We start from the raw sequence: 22741 nt of genomic DNA on the forward strand, positions 1-22741 counted from the left end.
TAAATTTATAGTCGGGTTTTTATCCATCCGGACGTAAGCGGCTGATAGAATGGAAACGCTATTGCTCCAAACGGATAAGTTTATTCTGCGGAGAAAGCCGGTCGCCTTCTCGTCTTGAGTTCCGGCGCTGCGTGCCCCCTTTTTCCGTTTCGCAACAATCCAATTCCAGTTTGTGTCCAGGGCGTTCCCATAGCGTCGTGTATTTCCATGGCCACTAGACCGGCACCGGAGAGTTCGCGCTGTCAGCGTTTCTGTCGCGCATTGCCGCACCACCGATGAGATCATCCCCATATCGAGGCCGTCTTGGGACTGTGTGTGGACTGAATGCAGCGCGGGTGAGGGTGATGTGTGGCTAGACTCTTACTCCACCCACGAGAGTAATAGTCAGAAATGGCTACATAGACAGGAAATTAAATTACGAATACAAATTATACAATTACTTGGTACAGGGCGCATAACATGAGTCCAATCTCAGTAGCATTGGTTGACGACCATCCGTTAATGCTGGCCGGATTGACTGAAATCCTTAGGAAGCAGCCGGCATTTGCTGTCGCGGCGACCGGGTCGAGCGCAGAGGAGGCATTGGAGATCGGCCTGCGCTTGGCGCCCGACGTCTTTATCGTCGATCTGATGATGCCCGGAAACATGTTCGACACGATCTCGAAACTTGTCGAAAAAAAACGAACGAAAATCCTGGTCTTCACAGCCATGACTGGCAGCGATCACGCTGTGCGAGCACTCAACGCAGGCGCCAGCGGCTATGTGCTCAAAGGCAGTAGTGCCAAGGAGCTCATCCAGGCCATCGCAACTGTCCATCGAGGCGATATGTTCATCACGCCCGCCTTTGCCTGCAAGGTCATAGAAGAGCTCAAGATAGCCTCGCTGCGAAAAGTGACAGGTACGGAAGTGAAGCTCAGCATCCGCGAGGGCCAGATCATCCGGATGTTGTTGCGGGGGTTCACGAACCGTCAGATCGCAGCCGACCTGCAGATCGGCGAGAAGACCGTGAAAAACTACATGACGATCCTGATGCAGAAGCTGAACGCGCGAAATCGGCTGGAAGTTCTACTCGCCGCTCAAAAGCTTGAGAGTGGAACAGACACGATTCAGCGCCACTAGATACTGTTACCTTCCATCGGTACGACGACCTCAAGCTCGGTTCCCGAGCGGGGACGCTGGCGAATGTGAACACGACCGCCGAAGGCTTCAACGCGATTGCGAATACCCTGCAGACCGAGCGGTCTGTGGTCCCCCCTCGAGTTGCTCTTTCCAAAGCCCGGGCCGCTGTCTGCAATAACGACAGTGATGGCTGACAGGTCTGCCCAGGCAGAGACCCGCTGGTCATGGCCGCCGCCATGCCGAAACGCGTTGCTAAGTCCCTCCTGGACAACCCGATAAAGACAGATTTTCAAAGGATGCGCGACACGCTCAGGCAGCCCCTCACACTCCGATGTAACTTTCGAACCGGTGGCATATTCGTGCTGGTCGATCGCCATGCGAAGGGCCGCCTTCAGCGGCAAATGTTCGATCTCCGGCAGAACCAACCCTGTCGAGAGTTCACGTAACTCTGTAAGCACCTGGCTTGCGATACGTGCGGGAGCAAGATCGGCCTCCTGCACTCCGGACGCGCTCTCGAAGGTTGTGCTTGATGGGACCGGTGCCTCTGTACTTTCCCCCAGCTTGAGGATCAGCAGGCTGAGGAGTTGAACGGGACCATCGTGGAGATCCGCACCAATGCGATTGAGAAGCTGCTCGTTGGACTTCGATGCATCCATGCGCGCCCGATCAGCGGCCTTGCGCAGCTCAGTATTCTGCTTGGCTAGCGTCTGAGCCTCAGTTAGTTGCGATTTCAGGGTCATCCTTTGATTGGCAATGATATTGCTCGCCCGTCGAACGATGAGGAACAGCAAGGCCATAATGGCCAGTGTCGTTGCACCAACGATCGCCCATGTCTGACGCTGCACCCGTGCTCGCTGGACGACGAATTCGGCGGCATCCTCGTAGAGCTCTCCCACGGCAATGATGTCGCGCGTGCCTGAGCGATAGATCGGCGCATAGATTTCGATCAACGGCCGACCCCTGGTCGCTTCTCCCCCCTCGCCGTCGTTGTGGCCGTTTTCAAGTTGGGCGACGACCTGGCCCGAAAAAGCCAGGTCGATATCCGACGACGGGAAGATTTTTCCAATCAGAGACTTGTCGGTGCTGTAGATGACTGCCCCATCACTGCGCCAGATCCTGAAGCCTTCGACCCGACGCGCGAGATCGGTGCCGATCAACAGATCGTCGAGTTCTTTGCGGCGGGCTTCGGCCACCTGGGGGTCGCTTGACGATCCCTCGATGTGACGAGCAAGAAAACCCTCCATGTAAAGGGCACCGGATTCGGCGCGACTTCTCAGCTGATTTGCCGCAATCTGGCCGTTCAACCACTCACCTAGGATCGCCATCGAACTGCAGATGACGAGTCCTGCCACAACCAGAAATTGCTTCGTTAAATCAAGGCCGTGCCAAGTTGCCAAGATCTTGGAACTCAAGCCGCCGGAGATCTTCGTGAGCGGGACCAAAGTCACATTTTCTTCCGGGCCTAACGTCCCGGCCTCCTGAAGACCAAAGTCCGTAAATATCGGCGGACCTTTGGAACTATCTCTTCGCCTTGCCACAAGACACTATCCGATCGTCGCAGACAATCCTGAAGATTTTCTATCGGCTTTCGCAACCTCATCTCCGAAACCCCAGTAGAAGATCGCAGCGGAGCAGCCGGTGTCTGCCATCGCAGACCGGAAAAGAAGCATTGCCGGAACGATACCGTTTCCTGAGCAATCCAAAGGGGGGAGTAAAATGGTCACCTATATTCGATCGGATCTCGATTTCATCTTGAAGCAGATCAAAATTGCGGAAGCCGATGCCGCTTTCCGGCAAGGCATATCGACTGGCGATCCGAACAATGTGGCAAAGCCGCTTTTCGGCGCTGGCGGCTCGATCCCGACCTATAATCTTGCTTGGGGGCTGCGCACCGTCGACGGCACGTACAACAACCCGCTGCATCCGGAATGGGGTGCGGCCGACAATGAGTTTCCAGAAAACCTCGGCACCCAGTTCAAGACGATCATGGTGCCGGGTGGACCGGGAGGTGCCCTGGTTCCCGTGACCTATCAGCCTGGTGTCGATAATGACGGACCCGGCACGGCGGCCCCAAGCGACGTCTTCGACCCGACAGTCCGCACGATCTCCAATCTGATCGTCGATCAGACGCTCGGCAATCCGTCGGCGATCCTTACGGCCCTGCAGCGCGCCGGCATTGTCCCAGCGGCGCAGCAGATGACGGTCACCGCCCAGATCACGGCGGCCTACGAGCCGCTGCGTCCATTGTTCAACGCCGTGGGCACGGCTGAGCGGCTGAACGCCGAGGCGCAGGCGGCCGCGTCCGCAAGCCCCAATAATCAGGCCTTGCAGGACGCCGCCGCCGCGACCGCGGCCAATCTGGCCGCCGCGCAAGCAGCGCTTGATGCGCAAGATGACGCTTTGGTCGCGCTGCTCGAAGCAAGCGGCGTCGAACTCGAAGGCGTCAATGTGGTGATCACCAATGCCGCGCCTGACGAGGGCCTGTCGGCGCCATTCAATTCCTGGTTCACCCTCTTCGGCCAATTCTTCGATCACGGTCTCGACCTCGTCGCCAAGGGCGGCAACGGCACGGTCTTCATTCCGCTGATGCCGGACGACCCGCTCTATGTCGAGGGAAGCGATACCAACTTTATGGTGCTCACACGCGCCACCCTTGCCGGCCCCGGCGCCGACGGTATTATGAATGACGACCCGGCAACGACCGTCAACGAAGCTGCTGATAATACCGATCGTCCGGTCAACACAACGACCTCATTTGTCGATCAGAACCAGACCTATACGTCCCATCCGTCTCATCAAGTCTTCCTCAGGGCCTATGTGTTTAACGCTGCCGGCGACCCGGTCTCGACCGGCAAGCTCATCGAGGGCGGCAATGGCGGCATGGCGACATGGGCGGATCTGAAGGCACAGGCCGCCTCTATGCTGGGCATCCAGCTTGTCGACGCCAATGTCGGCAACGTTCCGCTGCTCGCCACCGACCCCTATGGCGAATTCATCCGCGGACCGAATGGTTTCCCGCAGATGGTGACCGCTACAGGCCTTGTCGAAGGAAATCCTTTGGCCAATGGAGGATTAGGCGTTGCCGTTCCGGCGAATGCGATCCTGACCGGCCACGCCTTCCTCGCCGATATCGCTCATAATGCCGTGCCGGGTGGACTGGCCGACGGCGACATCGAGATCGGGCTTGAAAACCCGGGCAACGAGCCTGGAGTCTACGACAACGAATTGCTCGATGCGCATTACGTCGCCGGCGATGGCCGAGCCAACGAGAATATCGGCCTGACTGCCGTGCATCACGTGTTCCACTCGGAGCATAACCGGCTGGTGGAACACACCAAGGATGTGGTCTTCACGGATGCCGTTGCGATGCTGGACGACGGCGCTTCCCAGGCAGAGGCAGTGGCCTTCCTGAACGAATGGCTCATTGACGACGTTGCGGAGGTTCCTGCCTCGGCGGCTGGCCTCGTGTGGGACGGCGAGCGCCTCTTTCAGGCTGCCAAGTTCGGCACCGAAATGCAGTATCAGCACCTCGTATTCGAAGAATTCGCCCGCAAGATCCAGCCGAACATCAACGTTTTCCTGGTTCCCGATGGCTACGACGTCACCATCGACCCCTCCATCGTCGCCGAATTCGCGCATGTGGTCTATCGTTTCGGCCACTCGATGCTGACGGAATCGATCGATCGCTTCGACCCGAACTTCAACCCAGATCATATCGGCCTGATCGAAGGCTTCCTGAATCCCCTGCAGTTCGAGAACAATGGCGGAACAGCGACCGTCGATGCAAATATTTCGGCAGGCGCCATCGTTCGCGGCATGACGCGGCAGGCGGGCAACGAGATCGACGAGTTCGTTACCAGCGCGCTGCGCAACAATCTGCTCGGCCTGCCACTGGATTTGGCGACCATCAACCTCGCCCGCGGCCGCGATACCGGCGTACCAACATTGAATGAAGCCCGCACGCAATTCTACAATGCGACCAATCAGGACGTGCTCCTCAAGCCCTATGAAAGCTGGGTTGATTTCGCCGGGCATCTCAAGCACGAGGCCTCGATCATCAACTTCGTCGCGGCCTACGGTACGCATTCGCTGATTGCAGGCCAGACGACAATCGAGGGCAAGCGCGACGCAGCGCTCACCATCATCTCCGGCGTGTCAGTCGGCGGACTAGAGGTCCCAGCGGACCGGCTCGACTTCCTCAACGCAAGCGGAACCTATGCAGGCGGCACGCTCGGCGGCCTCAACGATGTCGATCTATGGATCGGCGGACTGGCCGAAGCGATCATGCCCTTTGGCGGCATGCTCGGTTCGACCTTCAATTTCGTCTTCGAGACGCAGATGGAGAAGCTACAGAACGGCGACCGCTTCTACTATCTGCAGCGCCTCGACGGCCTGCATCTCTTCGGCGAGATGGAGAATAATTCCTTCGCCGCAATGATCATGCGCAATACCGACGCGACCCATCTGCCGTCGGACGTCTTCTCGACCCCCGGCCTCATCCTGGAGGTCAACCAAGCCAGGCAGTTCAACGATCTTGACGGCGATGGCGTGCTTGAGAGCACCGATCCGGTTGGCGATGGTATTCTCACGCAACTCGTCATCCGCAACAACCCGGCTACCGTCGGTCCGGACACCAACTACCTGCGCTACACAGGTGGCGACCATGTGGTCATGGGCGGTACCGAAGCTAATGACACCATCATCGCGGGCATCGGCGACGACACGCTGTTCGGTGATGGCGGCAATGACCGGCTCGAAGGTGGCTTCGGCAACGACATCATTAATGGCGGCGACGGCGACGACATCATCGTCGACAGCGGCGGCGACGACAATATCAAGGCCGGCAAGGGCAATGACGTCGTCCATGCCGGGCCTGGTCTCGACCTGGTGATGGGCAATGACGGCCAGGACTTCATCTTCCTCGGCACGGACATGGGCTCGGAAGTCTTCGCCGGCACCGGTAACGACTTTATCTACGGCAATAAGAATGCCGAACGCATCCTCGGCAACGAGGGCAATGACTGGATCGAAACCGGCACATTCGACGGCGCACCCGGGGATAACTTCGACGAAATCTTCTCGCATGACGAGATCGATGGCCACGACGTGTTCCTGGGCGATGGCGGCTTTGACGAGTTCATCGGCGAGGGCGGCGACGATATCTTCGTCGGCAGCGCCGGTCGCGGCAAGATGGTGGGCATGTCCGGCTTTGACTGGGCAACCTACAAGGACAACCCGAACTTCGTGAACGCCGATCTGTCGATCCCGATCGTCTTCGACGAGGCACCGACGCTGCCCCAGAATGCAGCGCTCGACGAATACGAGTCGGTCGAAGGTCTGTCGGGTACGAAATTCGGCGATGTCCTGACCGGCACGAACACACTCGCAGCAGAGCGGCTCCCCGCAGCTCAGGGCGGCACCGAGGGCTATCAGGGCAGTGCGCTGACGGCCGAGGGCATCGCTCTCATCCAGGGCCTCCAGGAAATCCTTGGCGCGGGTGTCACGGAATTCAGCGCCGGCGACATCATTCTGGGTGGCGACGGCGGCGACATCATGAAAGGCCTTGCCGGTGACGACATCATCGACGGCGACAAATGGCTCGACGTCCAGATCGGTGTGTTTGCACCAGGCGACACGCAACATACCGGTCAGCCGATCGCGCTGCACAACAGCATGACGACGCTGGCCGCCGCGATGTTCAACGGCTCGATAAACCCTGGCCAGCTGGCGATCGTGCGGACCATCCGGACCGATACGACGGCTGGTGATGTCGATACGGCAGTGTTCCAGGGTGCGAGGGGCGATTATACGTTCGGCGCGACTGCCGATGGGCAGGTCACCGTCACCGACGTTACCGAGCTCAACCTCGATGGCTCCGACCGGCTGCGGAATGTAGAGCGTCTGCAATTTACCGATGGCACCGTCGGCATAATCGTCGGTACCGAAGGCAACGACGTTCTCAATGGCACAACCGGCGACGACCTGATGCTAGGCCTCGGCGGCAACGACGTCCTCAACGGCGGCGACGGCAACGACATCCTCGTCGGTGGGCCGAGCACGGCGGGCGCCTCAGGCACTTATGCCGATAATTTCGACAACACCGTACTGAATGGATCGAGTGGGACGGCGGCATGGGCCACGCCTTGGGTTGAAACAGGAGACAACGGCAATACGAATAGTGCAGCCGCAGGCCAGATCCGCATTGACGACGGTACCAACGAGTTGCGCCTGCGCGATGATGACAACGATCCGGGCAACGGCACGGCGACGATTACCCGATCCTTCAATCTGTCGGGCGCATCGAGCGCCACCATCAGCTACACCTACAATGAGAGCGGCTTCGACGCGGGAGAAACGGTCACGGTTCTGTTCGCCGCCGATGGCGTCAACTTCAATCAGACGATCCAGACCATAACCGGCGCATCCAACACAGGATCGATAAACAACTTGCCATTGAACGGACCGTTCGGTGCCAATTCGGCAATCAGGTTCGTAGTGGCCGGCACGAATAACAGCGGCGACTTTGTCGGGATCAATAACCTGTCGATCGCCTTCTCCAGCGCCACCGAGACATTGAACGGCGGCGCCGGTAACGACACCTATGTCATCAATCTCGGCGACGGGATCGACGTCATCAACGAGACAGCCGGCACAGACCGCATCACGGTCGGAGGCACCGTGCCGCCGGCGCTACCGGCCGCTCTTGCCGGGCTGAACATGTTTGAAGTGACCGCCGGCGGCGGTAACGACGACCTGGTCATCCAGTTCAACGGCCAGCAGGCAAGCGTCACCGATCACTTCGACACCGCCGGTGAAGCGGTGGAGTTCATCAACTTCAACGGCAGTACCTTCGAAGGCTATGTTCTGACCGGCGACTATGCGCTTAGCACGGATGACAACGGCGAGCGGACGGCGGCTGTCGGCATCAACACGGCACTCGCAGGCACGACGGCTAACGATACCCTGACCGGCAATACCGGCTTCGACCTGCTGTTCGGCCATGAGGGCAATGATACGCTCAATGGCGGGCTTGGTGAGGATCTGCTCGTCGGCGGCGCCGGGAACGACACGCTTGACGGCGGCGACGATATCGACACGCTGGTCGGCGGCGCCGGCAACGACACCTATATCGATGATACCGGCGAGGACCTGATCGTCGAGGCCGCGGCTGGCGGTACCGACACGGTCGAGACGACAGCAGCACTCTATACACTGGCCGCCTTCGCCAATCTCGAGAACCTGACCTACACGGGTGTCGACGCCGACCAGTTTGCCGGCACCGGCAACGACGGCAATAACGTCATCACCGGTGGCGATCTTGCCGATACGCTGACGGGGCTTGGCGGCAATGACACGCTGAACGGCGGCCTTGGTGCCGACGCCATGCTGGGCGGTGTCGGGGACGACATCTATTCTGTTGACGATGCCGGCGACGTGGTGACGGAACTGGCGGCAGGCGGCACGGACCGGGTCGACTCCAGTGTAGACTACACGCTCGGGGCTGAGGTGGAGAACCTCAATCTCATCGGCGCGGCGGTCACCGGACGCGGCAACACGCTCGCCAACACGATCAACGGTAATGGCGCCGCCAACCAGCTCTTCGGCGGCGGCAACAACGATACGCTCAATGGTGCTGCCGGAGCTGACCTGCTCGACGGCGGCGATGGCAACGACACGCTGAATGGCGGTGACGACAATGACACCATCATCGGCGGTGCCGGCAACGACACGATCGACGTAGGCGGCGGCGTCAACACTATCATCTACAATTCGACCGGCTTCGGAGCCGATGTCATCAACAGCTTCGATGCCACCGGCGGCACGCCGGCGAACCAGGATCGCATCGACCTCAGCGGGCTGGGGATAACAGCGGCGAACTTCGCCAATCGGGTGTTCGAATCCGCCAGCGGCGGCAACACGATCATTACCATCCGCGAGAACGGGCCGGCCTCGACCATCCAGGGCACGATCCAGATCAACGGCGTCAACAATGCCGGTATCGACATCTCCGACTTCACGCTCGCAACTGCCGGAAACGTGATCAATGGCGCGGCAGCCGGCCAGACGCATAATGGCACAGCTGGTGCGGACACGATCAATGCGCTTGGCGGTAACGACACCGTCAATGCGGGAGCCGGCAACGACATCGTCAACGGCGGCACAGGCAATGACACCCTCAACGGCGATGCCGGCGACGATACGTTCAACTGGAACGCCAACAACGCGACAGCGCCTTCGCTGGCCAATTCTGACGGGCGTGACATCGTCAATGGCGGCACGGAAGGGCAGGCCGGGGACACTTTTGTGATCACAGGCAACAGCGCGGTCGCAGAAACCTACCGCATCTATACCCGCGCTGCATGGGACGCACTGGCCGGCAACAATGGCGCAAGCCTGAACGCCACTACAGAGATCGTCATCACGCGGGGCGCCAATACCGATTTTGCCACCTCTGTGATCGCCGAGCTGCGCGAGATCGAAGAGATCCGGATCAACGGTATCGATCCGTCCGGACCCGGCTCTGCCGGCGGCGATACGTTCCAGGTGATCGGCGACTTCTCGGCAACAAGCCTGCGACTGAACACGATCACAATTGATGGTGGCGCCGGTGACGACACGATCGACATCTCGGCACTCACCTCTGCGCACCGCATCGTGTTCCGCTCGAACGGTGGCAATGACACGATCGTCGGCACCTTGCGACCGCAGGACGTCATCGACCTGCCCGCGGGCACGACTGCCGATGATTACGAAATCACGACGGATGAAAACGGCGTGACCACGATGACAAGCAGCCAGCACAGCATTCGCTTCACAAGCGAAGGTGGCCTGCCGCAATTCAACGGCGAGGTCGATGCAGAAGAAGAGGTGCCGCCGCCCGAAACGCCGACACCACCCGTTCCCGGAGCAGCAACGGGAACCACGGTCGTCGGCACTGTCGCCGCCGATGTGCTTGTCGGCACGGCAAGTGGGGAAATGATCGTCGCATTCGCCGGCAATGATGTGGCGACCGGCGGTGCCGGCGGCGACATCATGCGTGGCGACGACGGTGACGACCTCCTCAGTGGAGAGGCAGGCAACGACATGGTCTTCGGCGGCGCCGGAAACGACGACCTTATGGGCGGCAGTGGAAACGACATGCTCTATGGTGATGCGGGATCCGACCGCATCTTCAGCGACGAGGGCGCCGACATGGTCTTCGGTGGCGCCGGCAACGACACGGCCCATGGCGGCGACGGCGACGATACGTTTATTGCCGAGGCAAGCGACGGCGACGACATTTATTATGGCGATGCCGGCAGCGACACCCTGGACATGGCAGCGATAACCGCCAACCTGACGGTCGATCTCGGAAGCGGCTTCAAGGGCAGAGGAAATGCATCGAGCAGCCAATCCGGCAACGACACGCTCTGGAGCGTAGAGAACGTCGTCACGGGCTCAGGTAACGACACGATCACCGCCAATGCTTCCGCCAACATCATCGATGGCGGGGCCGGAAACGACAGGTTCGTATTCCTGTCCGAAAAGGATGCGGATGGCGATACAATCATCGGCTTCCAACCCGGAGACAAGATCGACCTCAGCGGCACAGACGCCAACAATGGTGTCTCCGGAAATCAGGCGTTCACGCTCGTCGCCGCATCCACGCTCAGCGGTGCTGCGCAACTGATCGTCACCCACGAGACGCGTGACGATGGCGATTACACCGTCGTCCAGGCGAGCGTCGACGGCGACAGCAGTGCCGAGCTCCGCCTCAGCGTAAAGGGGAACCACAACCTCACCACTTCCGACTTCAATCTGTAATGCGTCAAATGCGGCGCGCCGGTCCGACCGGCGCGCCGCATAGCCCAGTATAAGCAGGAAGTGGTGAACGATATGCGCCCCAAAACTCCGTTGACCGGCAGCAAGCGCAAACAGATCGAGAAACTGACCCATGGACTAAGGGGAATATTGATATTCCTGGTCATTACGTCAGGGGTTATCAACGTTCTCGCGCTGACCGGTTCCTTCTACATGTTGCAGATCTATGACCGTGCGCTGACCAGCGGCAGTGTCCCGACACTCCTTGGACTTTCGGCACTGGCAATCGGCCTCTATCTGTTCCAGGGATTCTTCGACATCATCCGGTCACAAATTCTCGTGCGCATGGGTGCCCGGCTCGACAGCCGGATCGCTCCCATGGCGCATCAGGTCGCGATCGACATGCCGCGCTTCGGCTTTTCGACAGCGGAGTCGCTCGAGCGCGGACGCGATGTCGATACGGTTCGCACCTTCCTCGGCGGTCAAGGCCCGGTTGCCCTGTTCGACCTGCCATGGGTGCCGCTCTATCTGATCTTTGTCTACATGCTCCATCCCTATCTCGGAGCGCTCACATTCGCCGGCGCCTTCATCCTCTCGATGCTGACGATCGTGACGGAACTCATGACCCGTCGTTTGGCGAGCGCCACGCATAAATCGGGAATAGAGCGCAACGCGATTGCCGATTCCAATGCTCGCAACGCCGATATCTTGAAGGCGATGGGCTTTGCGGGGCGCGCGGTTGATCGTTTCAACCGCGCCAATCAGGACCATCTCGAGCTGCAGACGCGCACCAACGACATAAGCGGCACCTTCGGGGCGATTTCCCGTGTGCTGCGCATGATCCTGCAGTCTTCCGTGCTTGGCCTCGGCGCATGGTTGACGATCCAAGGAGAGCTGTCGGCGGGCGCAATCATCGCCGCTTCGGTTGCCTCCGCACGCGCGCTTGCGCCCGTGGATCTCGCAATTGGCAACTGGAAGGGTTTTGTCGCCGCCCGCACGGCCTTCAACCGGCTGAAGGAGACGGTCATCGCGCTTTCGGGCACTGTTCCGCCGATGGCGCTGCCAGCACCCGCCCATTCGCTGAAGGTCGAGAAGATAACAGTTGCTGCGCCTGGCTCGGGAAGGGTTCTTCTCAGTGAAGTCAGCTTCGAGATCGCCGCAGGGCAGGCGCTTGGCATTATCGGTCCAAGCGGTGGCGGCAAGACGACGCTCGCGCGCGCCTTGACCGGCGTCTGGCCGACCCTTCGCGGCAGCGTCAGGCTCGACGATGCTGAGCTCACGCAATGGTCGGATACGGATCTCGGCCAGCACGTCGGATACCTGCCGCAGGATGTAGCGCTCCTGGACGCGACGATCGAGGAAAACATCTCGCGCCTCGAGCCACAGGTCGATCCGCGCGCGATCGTCGAAGCCGCTCAAACAACGGGTATTCATGAAATGGTCGTGCGTATGCCCGATGGCTACCGCACAGCCCTCGGTCCCCAGGGCATCTCGCTTTCTGCCGGGCAGCGCCAGCGCATCGGTCTTGCAAGGGCGCTCTACCGCAATCCCTTCATCGTCATCATGGATGAGCCCAATTCGAACCTGGATGGCGAAGGCGAGGTAGCACTTACCCAGACGATCAAGGCAGTCCGCGCCCGCGGTGGCATCGCGATCGTCATCGCTCACCGGCCGAGCGCGCTCGCCGCCGTTGATATGGTTGCCGTTATCCAGAATGGAAAGATGATAGCGTTCGGACCCAAGGACGACATCCTCAAGCCATCGGTGGCGGACACTGGCAGCAAACCTGCGGCCGCAACACAGGTCGGCTCGCGTATTACAGCGAGGATGTCAGAATGATCGAGGTAAAGGCAACCAAAACCGCCAAGGACGATCACGACCCGCGCGATCGCTATGTTCTCAAGAATGAGGACAAAAACACGAAAGTGCCGATGTTGCTGACGCTCTTTCTCACGGGATTCGCGCTTTATCTGAAGAGCGCGCTGTCAGGGCCGCACGAAGGCCTGCCGGTCGAAGAGACGGCCCCGCGGCCATCCTCGGATGCCGACGAGGCCCTGCCGGCGACTGATCCCGTCACCACGGGCTCTTTAGCCAGAACAACGATCGAAGAAGAGGAGGCTGCACCGGCTCCAAAGAAGGCGGGAGTGCATCTGTCCAACCATAAGAACGCCGTGAGCTACCTCCAATCGGACTCTCCGCCGATAGAATTCGGCAGGCTGAACCTGCCAAGCCTTACTCTCCTGAAAACGTCAGGCGGGATCTCCGTTTCCTTCCACGCATCCAACGACAATGCCTGGACGGTCACCAAACCAGCATCAATCGTTCCCTTGCGCATGTCCAAGGACCAGGCCTGGACAGGTGCTGACAGAGCAACCTCAGCCACACCGCAAGCGAAAGAGGATAAGCCGGTTCAGCAGGAGAAGGCACACAACCGCGCGCCGCGTGTTAGCAACCCGGTGACGCTAGCTGATGTTTCCGGTTGCGCGATTGCCTTGATCGGCTTGGCCGATTTTTTGCGTGGCACATCGGACCCCGATGGAGACGCGCTCTCGGTCAAGGACGTCAAAGTCTCATCCGGCAAGCTGGTGCAGACAGACGGTGGATGGTCTTATGAGGCCGAAGGGCTCGGCCCCGTGACCATCCACTACCAGATTACCGACGGCACGGCCTCGGTGCAGCAGACTGCCCATTTCTCCGTCGTCGAGGCTGCACCAATAATCGGCACTGAAGGAGACGACCTGCTCGTTGGTACCAGCTGCGTTGATGATATCGACGGACTGGCCGGCGATGACAATATCGAGGCCAGAGACGGAAGCGATACCGTGGATGCCGGCGATGGAAACGACAATATCGTTGGCGGCAGCGGAGACGATACGATCTTTGCGGGCAGAGGCAATGACATTGTCCTCGCTGGCCTCGGCGACGACACGATCTTTGGAGGCGCCGGCAATGACCGGCTGTATGGCGAAGAGGGCCGCGACAGTATCTTCGGAGACGCCGGCGACGATCTGCTGAGCGGCGGTGCCGACGGCGACATCCTGCACGGAGGCGACGGCGATGACGCTTTGAAAGGCGATGACGGCAACGACGTTCTTGAGGGGGGAGGCGGCAACGACGACCTTGCCGGCGGCACGGGCAACGATGTGCTGCGCGGCGGCAGTGGCCAGGACACGGTCAACGGGGAGGGTGGCAACGACACGGTTGCCGGTGATGGTGACCGGGTCAACGATACTTACGACGGCGGAACCGGGATCGACAGTCTCGATTATTCTGCGCTTGTGGAGGTGGCGGAGATCAATCTGGCAGATGGCAGCGCTTCCGGAGCTGAGATCGGCACCGACTCGATTTCGAACTTCGAAATCGTGCATGCTGGCGCAAACGACGACGCCGTCACCGGCAGTGCCGGGGCTGAAGAGATACATGGCAACGGTGGCGATGACCATCTGAGCGGCGGAGGCGCTTCGGATGTCGTCCACGGCGGTGATGGTAACGATATCATCAAAGGCGACCTCGATTGCGTGGCAGACAACTATGATGGCGGAAACGGAATAGACACGCTCGACTATTCGGCCGCGCTCATGTCTGTCGTCGTTGACCTCGCTGCTGCGAACGCGTCCGGTCAGGAGATCGGCACCGACGGGATAAGCAACTTCGAGATCATCAGGACCGGCGAAGGTGACGACCTTCTGCGGGACGGGGACGATGCCGATTGTATTCTCGCCGGCAAAGGCGATGACACGATTACCGCGGCTGCCGACGCCTCGGATGACGAATTCCGGGGTGAGGACGGTTTCGACACGATCGACTATTCGCAGGCCGCCCACGGGCTGCTTATCGACCTGACGACCGGCAAGGCCACCGGTTTCGATGTCGGCCATGATGGCATCGACGGATTCGAGAAAATTATCGGCGGTTCGGGCGATGACGTCGTCCGGGCCGGACCGGTGGCTGTTGTCGTCGAAGGCGGCGCGGGCAACGACACTTTCGAGTTCAGCGTTCCTGCGAGCGAGAGTGCCGAGGTCGTCCATCAGATTCTGGACTTCATGGTCGGGGACCGTATCGACGTGTCCAGGTACAAGATCTTCGAGGAGGTCATGGACGGTCTGGAGGATCGCTTCGAGGATATTTACGGCGAGAAGGCCGACTCCCAGCCCCTGCCGATACGCGTACGTCATGAGGGAACGGATGACATGAGCCGTACCTTCATCGAAGTCGATATGGACAAGGATCAGCACTATGAAATGACGATCAATCTGACGGGGCACCATCTCCTCGTGATCGTCGAAAATACCTGAAGGGGAGACAAGACGTGTCTTTGAAGCAATCGCAAACCCAATCTGCTCCCTCACCTGAGGCAAACAACACGTTCCCTGTCACATCGCGAATTCTGGCCGGTATTGCGCTTGGCCTCCTGCTCTTTGCAGGGGCCGGCGGATGGGCGGCGACGACCCAGCTGCAAGGCGCGATCATCGCATCAGGCGTCATCAAGGTCGATCGGAACCTGAAGTCGATCCAGCATCGGGATGGCGGGATCGTCAGTGAAATCGCGGTCAAGGAAGGGGATGTCGTGAGCAAGGGGCAGGTCATGCTGCGCCTCGACGATGCCCAGACACGCGCCGAATTGTCCATCGTCAAGACGCAGCTCATCGAGCTGGCGGCACGCCAGGCGCGCCTGATCGCCGAGCGGGACAATCAGGATGAACTCATTTTTGAGCCGGCGTTCAGCGCCGAATTCCCGCTTATCTCATCCGGTGAGCGGCGATTGTTCGATGGAAATCGTCGCAACAGGCAAAACCAGAAACAGCAGCTTCAGTACGGAATATCCCAACTTGAGGAGGAACTGAAAGGCCTCGTCGCGCAGCATGCAGCAAAGGCCGACGAACTCGATCTCGTGAGGACCGAACATATCAAGATCAAAGGTCTGGCGGAAAAGAAGCTCGTCGACACTTCCCGCAAATACGTGATCGATCGCGAACTCGCGAAGCTGACGGGAGAGAGCGGGGAGATCCAGGCCAATATTGCACGATCGAGAGCACGGATGAGTGAGATTCAGATCCAGATCATTGCCATCGATGAAGCTGCGCGCACCGAGGCGCAACGAGAGCTAAGCGTCGTCGAACCGAAGCTATCCGAATTGCGGGAACGACGTGTCGCTGTCGAAGACCGGCTATCACGGACCGATATTCGGGCGCCACTGGCCGGGACAGTGAACGAGCTTTTCGTCCATACGATCGGCGGCGTCATTACGCCGGCTGAAAAACTGGTGACGTTGGTGCCGGTCGACGCTTCACTAAAGATAGAGGCGAGGCTTTCGCCTACCGATATCGACCAGGTTTTCATTGGCCAGGGCGCCAGGATGCGCTTCTCCGCCTTCAACCAGCGTGCAACGCCGGAGCTTGACGGCAGCATCGCTTATGTCTCCGCAGCCACCAGCACAGATGCAGCAACAGGCCAGATATTTTACCTTGTCGACGTAGCCGTGACCGCAACCGAGCTCGCAAAACTTGGAAACAGGAGGCTTCTTCCCGGCATGCCTGTCGAAGTCTTCGTCTCGACTAAAGAGCGAACAGCTATGTCGTTCCTCGCGAAGCCGCTCAGTGATCAGTTCAACCGGGCGTTCCGCGAGGAATAGTTCTTTATTCGATCGCCGAGCCGCCTGGAGCGACGGGACGCATCTCGCCTTCGTTCGCCCCGGCGTCCTGAATTTCCAACTTCATGTCACAGCAGGAAATGGGCAGGTGGCGACCGGATGATCAGTGCCCCGGGACCTTGGTCGGTGAAGCCGCCAGACTGAGGTCCTGTACGGGGAGCAGCTTTAAGAACCGAGCTGTTTAGCGGTTGGTGGCGCCGAGAGGCGACGACCGGACTTGGCAAGAGAATGATCTACCAGGATCCAAAAACTGCGAGCTTTGCCGTACCGATCATCGCGATCCCGCGGGCGATGGCGCGTGCTGCTCTTGATCTTGCAAACCGACCCGGGTTCCGCCAGCAAGGACGGATCTTCGTTGAGGTCCAGCAGCCTGCGATCGCCCGCATTGCCGAGGAAGTGCCAGCCGGGACGCGCCTGCAGGCAATTATCGAGGTCGATGACGAAATGGTGGAGCAGCCACTCTTTTCGGCGGGTCACTCGACGTGCGTTGGCGGCATCGCGCCGCTAGTAGTTTGCGAGCACAAGGTGGATGTAAGCCCACTAAGTCTTGCGCTGCCGCGCCAAGAGCTCAATCCTGTTGTTGCTCATCAGTTGGCTCGGATAGATGACAGTAGGCCCATTCGAACGCTTCGTCGATTGCGGCAAACTTCACAGCTTGCCAATGTCGATAGTCGCGGATCAGCTCTGCTCCAAGCCAGAAATCACCGCTGTTGCAGAGGTCCCATCCACAAGTCTCAAGCAAGTGAGCGCGATCGAAAAGGCGCCGCGCATGGGTCCGGGAGATGGCGTAGCGCTTGAAGAACTCTGCGATGCGCAAAGGACCAATAGACATGCGCGGCTCCAGTTCCTTTGCCGGGGGTACGCGAGACATCAGGTCATGCAGGATGTTGCTGCCGGAAGCGGTTCGGACGAAAGCGTCCACCGTCTGCGGAGGGCTGGTCCAGTTTGGATCGTGAAAGAGGCTCTGGGACATTCTTGGCTGCGCGTACCAAAGCAAGCGCCGATCGGCTGATGATCGCGCGAATCGCGTGCCCCGATCGAGCATGTCGAGTGATTTCAAATGTTCGTTGAACCATTCGCGGATCAAGGTTTCGGCAGTTTCAGAAATTCTGAGCTGGCGAACGCGCCTGTCCCCGCTCTCATGAGTATCAACCAAGAGACCGTAATTGCGCATCTCTGCGAGATGTGCGAACGCCGTGTTCTTGGAGGCAACTTTACTCTCAGCGATGAGGGCATTCAGTTTGGCGGCCGTAAGGCCCGGATGAGACGGCGACGTGACACGCTGAAAATGAAAAGCTAGAATTGACTGTGTCAGCAACCATCGTTTCATATCTGCGGTGTAGCGGACGATACGAGGTGCGGCATCGTGCATGGCAATAAGCTTCAGCGCGGCATCCTTTAGGGCGTGCGCGTAAAAGCGATTTTCCAAAATAGCTTCGACTGTCAAAACCGTCGGCGCATTCGTGGCGGAGCGCATTGCAGTCGATATGAAACTCAACGGATATCTCCAAGCAAGGATGAATTGGGCAAGCTACGGCCTGAGCGACTTTTTGCGCCCATGGCGCAGTTTATGCCACTGACGCGTTCGCAGGGTTTCGTGTTCACGTGCACTTTCCTTGGACTGGGCCAGATCGATTTCGCCAACTTTCAGCCGCCAGCACTCGGCCATCTCCTGCTGCACTATGTCCCTTAAAAAAGAATTGTAAATATCGCTAATCTGTTGATTTCCACTAGGAACTGACCCGGAATTTCCATCGGAGATCTGGCTCTTACTCATATTTGCTGTTGTTGGGTGTGACGCTTTTGCTGATCCAATGGCGGATCAGATGAGTTGGCATCGATTCGAGTGAAACGAGGCCTTGGAGGCTTGGAGCACCACCACGCTTTGGTGGATTGTAACTCCGCTCCTCGGGGGCGACTATTCGGGCGCGCGTGAAACATGCGGCGAAATCATGTACGGTTTGTAGCGCGGAGTTCATGTTGGGAGCCAAGACATGGAGCGCAAATTCTCTGCAATCCTGGCCGCCGTTGTGGTCAGATACTCAGCACTTATGGACAAAGAGGAAGCGGGAATCTTTGAGCGCGATGCACTGAGCTTTTTTTGAACCCGAGATTGCTGGTCATCATGGGCGGATTTTCAAGCTCATGGGCGACGGTTCTTCTGGCAGACAAATCTCGTCATGAACTTCGAAAGGGAAGGTTATGGTTCATTTGCTTTCGGTCAACGTCGGCCTGCCACGCGATGTCGAGTGGCAGGGGAGGCTGGTGAACACGGCGATTTGGAAGACGCCGGTCAAAGGACCTTGCATGGTGCGCAGCCTCAATATCGACGGCGACGGCCAGGCGGATCGCGCTGGCCACGGTGGCGAGAACCGCGCAGTTTATGTCTATCAGATGGATTCCTACCGGTATTGGGAGGAACATCTGGGCCGACGTGATTTCGTCTACGGTCAGTTCGGCGAGAACTTCACGGTCGACGGTCTTGCGGACGCTGAAGTCTGCATCGGCGACCGCTACCGCATCGGCGACGCTGTCTTCGAGGTGAGCCAGCCTCGCGTCACGTGCTATCGGCTCGGTATTCGGATGGAGCTGCCGGAAATGGCTGCCCTGCTGGTTTCGCACGGGAGACCGGGATTCTACCTCCGTGTCCTGAAGGAAGGAAAAGTTCAGGAGGGTGACGAAGTCGAACACGTGGCATCGGCAGAGGACAGTATGACGGTCGCCGCCATCAACGATCTTCTCTACAAGCCTGGTCATCCGCGCGATCGATTGGAACGTGCATTGCGGATCAGCGCATTAAGTCCCGGTTGGCGTCGCTCGTTTCAGTCCTTGCTGGAGCAATCTCCAAAAAACGGGGCTTCGCCTGGAAACGCTGGCCTTACGGGGGTGAACGATCCCGGGCCGGCGTGGGAGGGATTTCGCTCGTTCAAAGTGTCGCGCATGTCGCTCGAGAGTGAAAGCGTCAAGTCTCTTGAGCTCGAGCCGACGGATGGAAAGCGGCTGCCCGACTTCCTTCCAGGACAGTTCATCGTGCTCGGTTTCCAGCCCAGAGGGGCTCCTCTCTTACTGCGGAGCTATTCCCTGTCGGGCCAGTCAAATCACGCCTATTACAGAGTGAGCATCAAGCGGGAAGCTCACGGCGCAGCCAGCGCCTATGTCAATGACGAGCTAGGCCTCGGCGAGGTGGTGCAGGTAAGCGCTCCGCGCGGCAGCTTTACGCTGGCCGAGGGCGAAACGCCGATCGTCCTCCTCAGCGCGGGTATTGGCGCGACGCCCGTCCTTGCCATGCTCCACGCCCTGGCAGTCGATCGCTCGGGCAGAAAAATCTTGTGGCTCCATGGCGCACGGAATGGACGAGAACATCCGTTTGCGGTCGAAGTGAGAGGGCTACTACAAATCCTTCCGGATGCCCAAAGCCTTGTCTGCTACAGCGCACCCGATCCGGCCGATAAGCCAGGTATTAACTACGACAGACGATCTCGTCTCGATCTGGCGGTCATCCAGTCGCTGCGCCTGCCGCTGGGCGGCGACTTCTATCTCTGCGGACCGGCAAGCTTCATGGACGATCTTGCAGCAGGGATTGAGAAGCTCGGAGTGGAGCGAGGCAGAATTCATACCGAAATGTTCGGATCGGCCTCGTCCATCACTCCAGGGATCGCGGCCTCGCCGAGCCGGCAACCGCATCAGCCGGACGGACCTCCCGGTGAAGGCGCCTTGATCTCGTTTGCCCGCAGTGGTCTTAGCGTCGCCTGGAACCCCAAATTCAACAATCTGCTGGAGTTCGCGGAGGCATGTGACGTGCCCGTGCGCTGGTCGTGCAGGACAGGCGTCTGCCACACCTGCGAGACCGGATTGATTTCCGGTGCAGTGTGCTACCGTCCCGATCCGATCGATGCCCCGGCGGACGGTAATTTGCTCCTGTGCTGCTCGCGGCCGAAAGGCGAGCTCGTCATCGATATGTGACAGAGCCGGGATGCGATAAGATATTGTGACCGAGCAGTTTTCGCCGATTGCGGGCGATCACTCAGGAAAGCGCCGGATACTTTCCAAGCGTCGAGGCCGCTGTCCGGTGGTGCTTGTCTTCAGTCGCGGCAGCTTCTGCCTACGGATCGTCGCCAAGCGGAAGGACGAGGTCAGCCTCACCTGCGAGATGGAGGTGGCTATAAAAGGATGGTGACGGTCAGCACCGACGCCGGCTGGTTCGCTGCACCCGAAACAGCGCCAATGTGGCTGCCTTGGCGAAAGAAAGTGCGGAAGGCTTACTCCTCGATCACCTCGATCTCCGGCCGGCCAGCGAGCGTCAATCGCAGGCGGCCGCGGTCGGCACGTTCCAGTTTGATCGGCCCGGCCTTTTCCTCCAGCCGCCGGCGCAGCAGGATCAGCCGGGTCTCCAGGTTGTCCTTGAAATCCGGCAGCTGCAAGCGCCGGTCGCGGCGGATCTCGCGGTTCAGGAACTCCTGTTTGCCGCTACGGGTGTAGTCTTCGAGAAAGTGCAGCAGCAGCCGCCCCGGCACGCCGCGGATTAGGTAGTCGTCGTCGACGAACAGCGAGCCATCGCGCTGGTAGAAGCGCACCGCAATCCGCCGACCGGCCGGCACCTGCTCCACCTGTGGGCCGGCCCCGTCGCGCCGGCCCGTCTCGGCCCGCTCGCGCTCATCGGACAAGAAGGAGAGGGCGGTGGCGATGTGCGCCGCCACTACTGTCAGCGCCTCCTCGTCGCGGTGCCGGAAGGTGAAGCGTTCCGTCGACTCCAGGAAAAGCACGCCGACGAGCCTCGAGTGCGCCACCAGCGGCAGAGCGATCTGGCTCAGCGGCTTTTCGAGAGCCGGCAGCGGGATGGAGGCGGTCTCCTCGATACCGGCCATAACCCGCACCGCCTGGACGTAACGCTGGCCGCGGCTGAGATCGGTGATCCGGACGGCGCTCCTGCGCTCGGCGGCGACCCCGATGATGCCGCTCCCGGCCGCAACCTCGGCGCCGAAGCCGAACTGCTCGTAGCCACGACTGGCAATCGTCGTCAGGTCCCCGCGTTCACCGTCCGGCACCAGGACTATGGAATGGCCATAGCCGAAGTGCTCGGCCAGCCCCTCAAGCGTCATGTCGAGCAGCGTTTCGGGGTCGACGCAGCCCGACATCCACGCCGCAAGCCTCGCCACCTTGCCCATCAGGTCGGGCAGCACCAGCGGCTCGGGCGCGACGAGCGGATTGGCGGCCGGGACCGGCTGGCAGTCCTCCACCCGGTAAATGTCGAGGGCGCGCAGCTTCATGATCCCGCTCATCCGGCTTTCGAGGATCGCGAGATGGACTGCCACGCGTTCGAAGGCCTCGCCCTCCGTCTCCGAGCGCTCGAAAACAAGGTCGAGCACGTGTTGCTGGCCGCTATAGCCGTCGACCACCATGACGGTCGCGAACCCGTTGCGCGCCACGTTGGCGGCAGTCTTGGAAAAGAACTGGTTGGAAAGCGCCACATGTGTCTCGTCGACATAGTGCACGTGCGAGAGATAGGAGACGTTGGGCATGCCATTGGCATCGGTGGTGGCGATAACGGAGGGGATGACGCCTTCGAAACTGTCGCGCAGCCGCTCGAGAGGGATCATGCCATGGTTTCCGGCGTCAGCCTGCGTCCGGCGCCCGGCCCCGGCGTCTGCTCGAAGACTTCCTGCGGCTCAATCGTGAGGCAGACAAGATCCTGGTCGGACAGCGTGCTGGAAAGCTGCATGCGGGTGACCCCGAGCGCTAGCATGCGCGCCAGCTGCTCGGCGACATAGGCCTCGCCCAGCGTCTGGCAGGCGGCGTCTGCGGGTCCGACATCCAGGATCTGGCCCTTGATTTGACAGGCCTTGTAATCGGCCGCCCGAACAAAGGTCGTGGCAATCGGGCGCCCGACCAACGCCTCGCCCACGGCCCTCGGCCACTGGCAGCGCGAGGCAAGAAATTGCAGATATCCGCTCGACCGGTCTAAGCGCACGCCTGACCCGCGGCCGATCATTGGTCGGCCGCTCCCGTCGCGCGTCGCAAACAGCATCATGACGGGGCTTTCGATGAATTCCGCAAGTTTCGAGCCCAGCAATGCTTTTCTCCCTACTGTGAAGTCACATTAAGTAGATAGTATATTCTTAGCAATCGCGACTATCGCTTAGGATGGTTTTAGGAAGCTCTTCGCAGGCACTT

Annotated in this window: 11 protein-coding genes; 6 read left to right on the top strand and 5 right to left on the bottom strand. The window is 59.8% G+C overall.

Annotated features, from left to right (window positions below):
• Positions 1-459: 459 nt before the first annotated feature.
• Complete coding sequence (locus tag AB4Z13_RS18980; RefSeq protein WP_113321004.1) at positions 460-1119, top strand: response regulator transcription factor; 660 nt, start codon at positions 460-462, stop codon at positions 1117-1119.
• Here the strand turns inward: AB4Z13_RS18980 and AB4Z13_RS18985 are convergent.
• Positions 1116-2567 (bottom strand): sensor histidine kinase, encoded by a 1452-nt coding sequence (locus AB4Z13_RS18985; protein WP_442206504.1) that lies wholly within the window; start codon positions 2565-2567, stop codon positions 1116-1118. The two genes, AB4Z13_RS18980 and AB4Z13_RS18985, sit on opposite strands and share 4 nt — an antisense overlap.
• A gap of 268 nt (positions 2568-2835) precedes the next feature.
• Between AB4Z13_RS18985 and AB4Z13_RS18990 the strand changes: the two genes are divergently transcribed.
• The 4 genes from AB4Z13_RS18990 to AB4Z13_RS19005 all read left to right on the top strand — a co-directional run bounded on the left by AB4Z13_RS18990 (position 2836) and on the right by AB4Z13_RS19005 (position 16552).
• Entirely contained in the window at positions 2836-10923 is an 8088-nt protein-coding gene (locus AB4Z13_RS18990) for a peroxidase family protein (RefSeq protein ID WP_442206505.1), read from the top strand.
• A gap of 72 nt (positions 10924-10995) precedes the next feature.
• Positions 10996-12759 (top strand): type I secretion system permease/ATPase, encoded by a 1764-nt coding sequence (locus tag AB4Z13_RS18995; protein WP_113321001.1) that lies wholly within the window; start codon positions 10996-10998, stop codon positions 12757-12759.
• The gene (locus AB4Z13_RS19000; RefSeq protein ID WP_442206506.1) at positions 12756-15215 is read left to right on the top strand and encodes a calcium-binding protein; all 2460 of its coding nucleotides are present in this window, start codon (positions 12756-12758) and stop codon (positions 15213-15215) included. Before AB4Z13_RS18995 ends, AB4Z13_RS19000 begins: the two co-directional genes overlap by 4 nt.
• 14 nt (positions 15216-15229) lie before the next feature.
• Positions 15230-16552 carry an HlyD family type I secretion periplasmic adaptor subunit gene (locus AB4Z13_RS19005; RefSeq protein ID WP_442206507.1) on the top strand — a complete coding sequence of 441 codons (1323 nt, stop codon included), beginning with the start codon at positions 15230-15232 and terminating at the stop codon, positions 16550-16552.
• Positions 16553-16735: 183 nt separating this feature from the next.
• Here AB4Z13_RS19005 and AB4Z13_RS19010 read toward each other — a convergent pair whose 3' ends face one another.
• Positions 16736-17047, bottom strand: a complete 312-nt coding sequence (locus AB4Z13_RS19010; RefSeq protein WP_442206508.1) for a hypothetical protein — start codon at positions 17045-17047, stop codon at positions 16736-16738.
• A 91-nt stretch (positions 17048-17138) separates the two neighbouring features.
• Positions 17139-18068, bottom strand: coding sequence for a hypothetical protein (locus tag AB4Z13_RS19015; RefSeq protein WP_442206509.1), 930 nt, complete (start codon positions 18066-18068; stop codon positions 17139-17141).
• Between the two features lie 704 nt (positions 18069-18772).
• Here AB4Z13_RS19015 and AB4Z13_RS19020 point away from each other — a divergent pair.
• Entirely contained in the window at positions 18773-20533 is a 1761-nt protein-coding gene (locus tag AB4Z13_RS19020) for an MOSC domain-containing protein (protein ID WP_442206510.1), read from the top strand.
• A gap of 296 nt (positions 20534-20829) precedes the next feature.
• Here AB4Z13_RS19020 and AB4Z13_RS19025 read toward each other — a convergent pair whose 3' ends face one another.
• Together AB4Z13_RS19025 and AB4Z13_RS19030 are read right to left on the bottom strand one after the other, a co-directional pair.
• Positions 20830-22167 carry a GAF domain-containing protein gene (locus AB4Z13_RS19025; protein ID WP_442206511.1) on the bottom strand — a complete coding sequence of 446 codons (1338 nt, stop codon included), beginning with the start codon at positions 22165-22167 and terminating at the stop codon, positions 20830-20832.
• Positions 22164-22640 (bottom strand): hypothetical protein, encoded by a 477-nt coding sequence (locus tag AB4Z13_RS19030; protein ID WP_113320995.1) that lies wholly within the window; start codon positions 22638-22640, stop codon positions 22164-22166. The genes AB4Z13_RS19025 and AB4Z13_RS19030 overlap by 4 nt, the downstream gene beginning before the upstream one ends.
• Positions 22641-22741 lie beyond the last annotated feature (101 nt).

The organism is Rhizobium sp. YAF28, assembly GCF_052113285.1.
Lineage (GTDB): Bacteria > Pseudomonadota > Alphaproteobacteria > Rhizobiales > Rhizobiaceae > Rhizobium.

Excerpts from the sequence above, each read along its gene's own strand:
- AB4Z13_RS18980 (WP_113321004.1), top strand. The coding sequence starts at position 460 with ATGAGTCCAATCTCAGTAGCATTGGTTGACGACCATCCGTTAATGCTG.
- AB4Z13_RS18990 (WP_442206505.1), top strand. The coding sequence starts at position 2,836 with ATGGTCACCTATATTCGATCGGATCTCGATTTCATCTTGAAGCAGATC.
- AB4Z13_RS18995 (WP_113321001.1), top strand. The coding sequence starts at position 10,996 with ATGCGCCCCAAAACTCCGTTGACCGGCAGCAAGCGCAAACAGATCGAG.
- AB4Z13_RS19000 (WP_442206506.1), top strand. The coding sequence starts at position 12,756 with ATGATCGAGGTAAAGGCAACCAAAACCGCCAAGGACGATCACGACCCG.
- AB4Z13_RS19020 (WP_442206510.1), top strand. The coding sequence starts at position 18,773 with ATGGTTCATTTGCTTTCGGTCAACGTCGGCCTGCCACGCGATGTCGAG.
- AB4Z13_RS19025 (WP_442206511.1), bottom strand. The coding sequence starts at position 22,167 with ATGATCCCTCTCGAGCGGCTGCGCGACAGTTTCGAAGGCGTCATCCCC.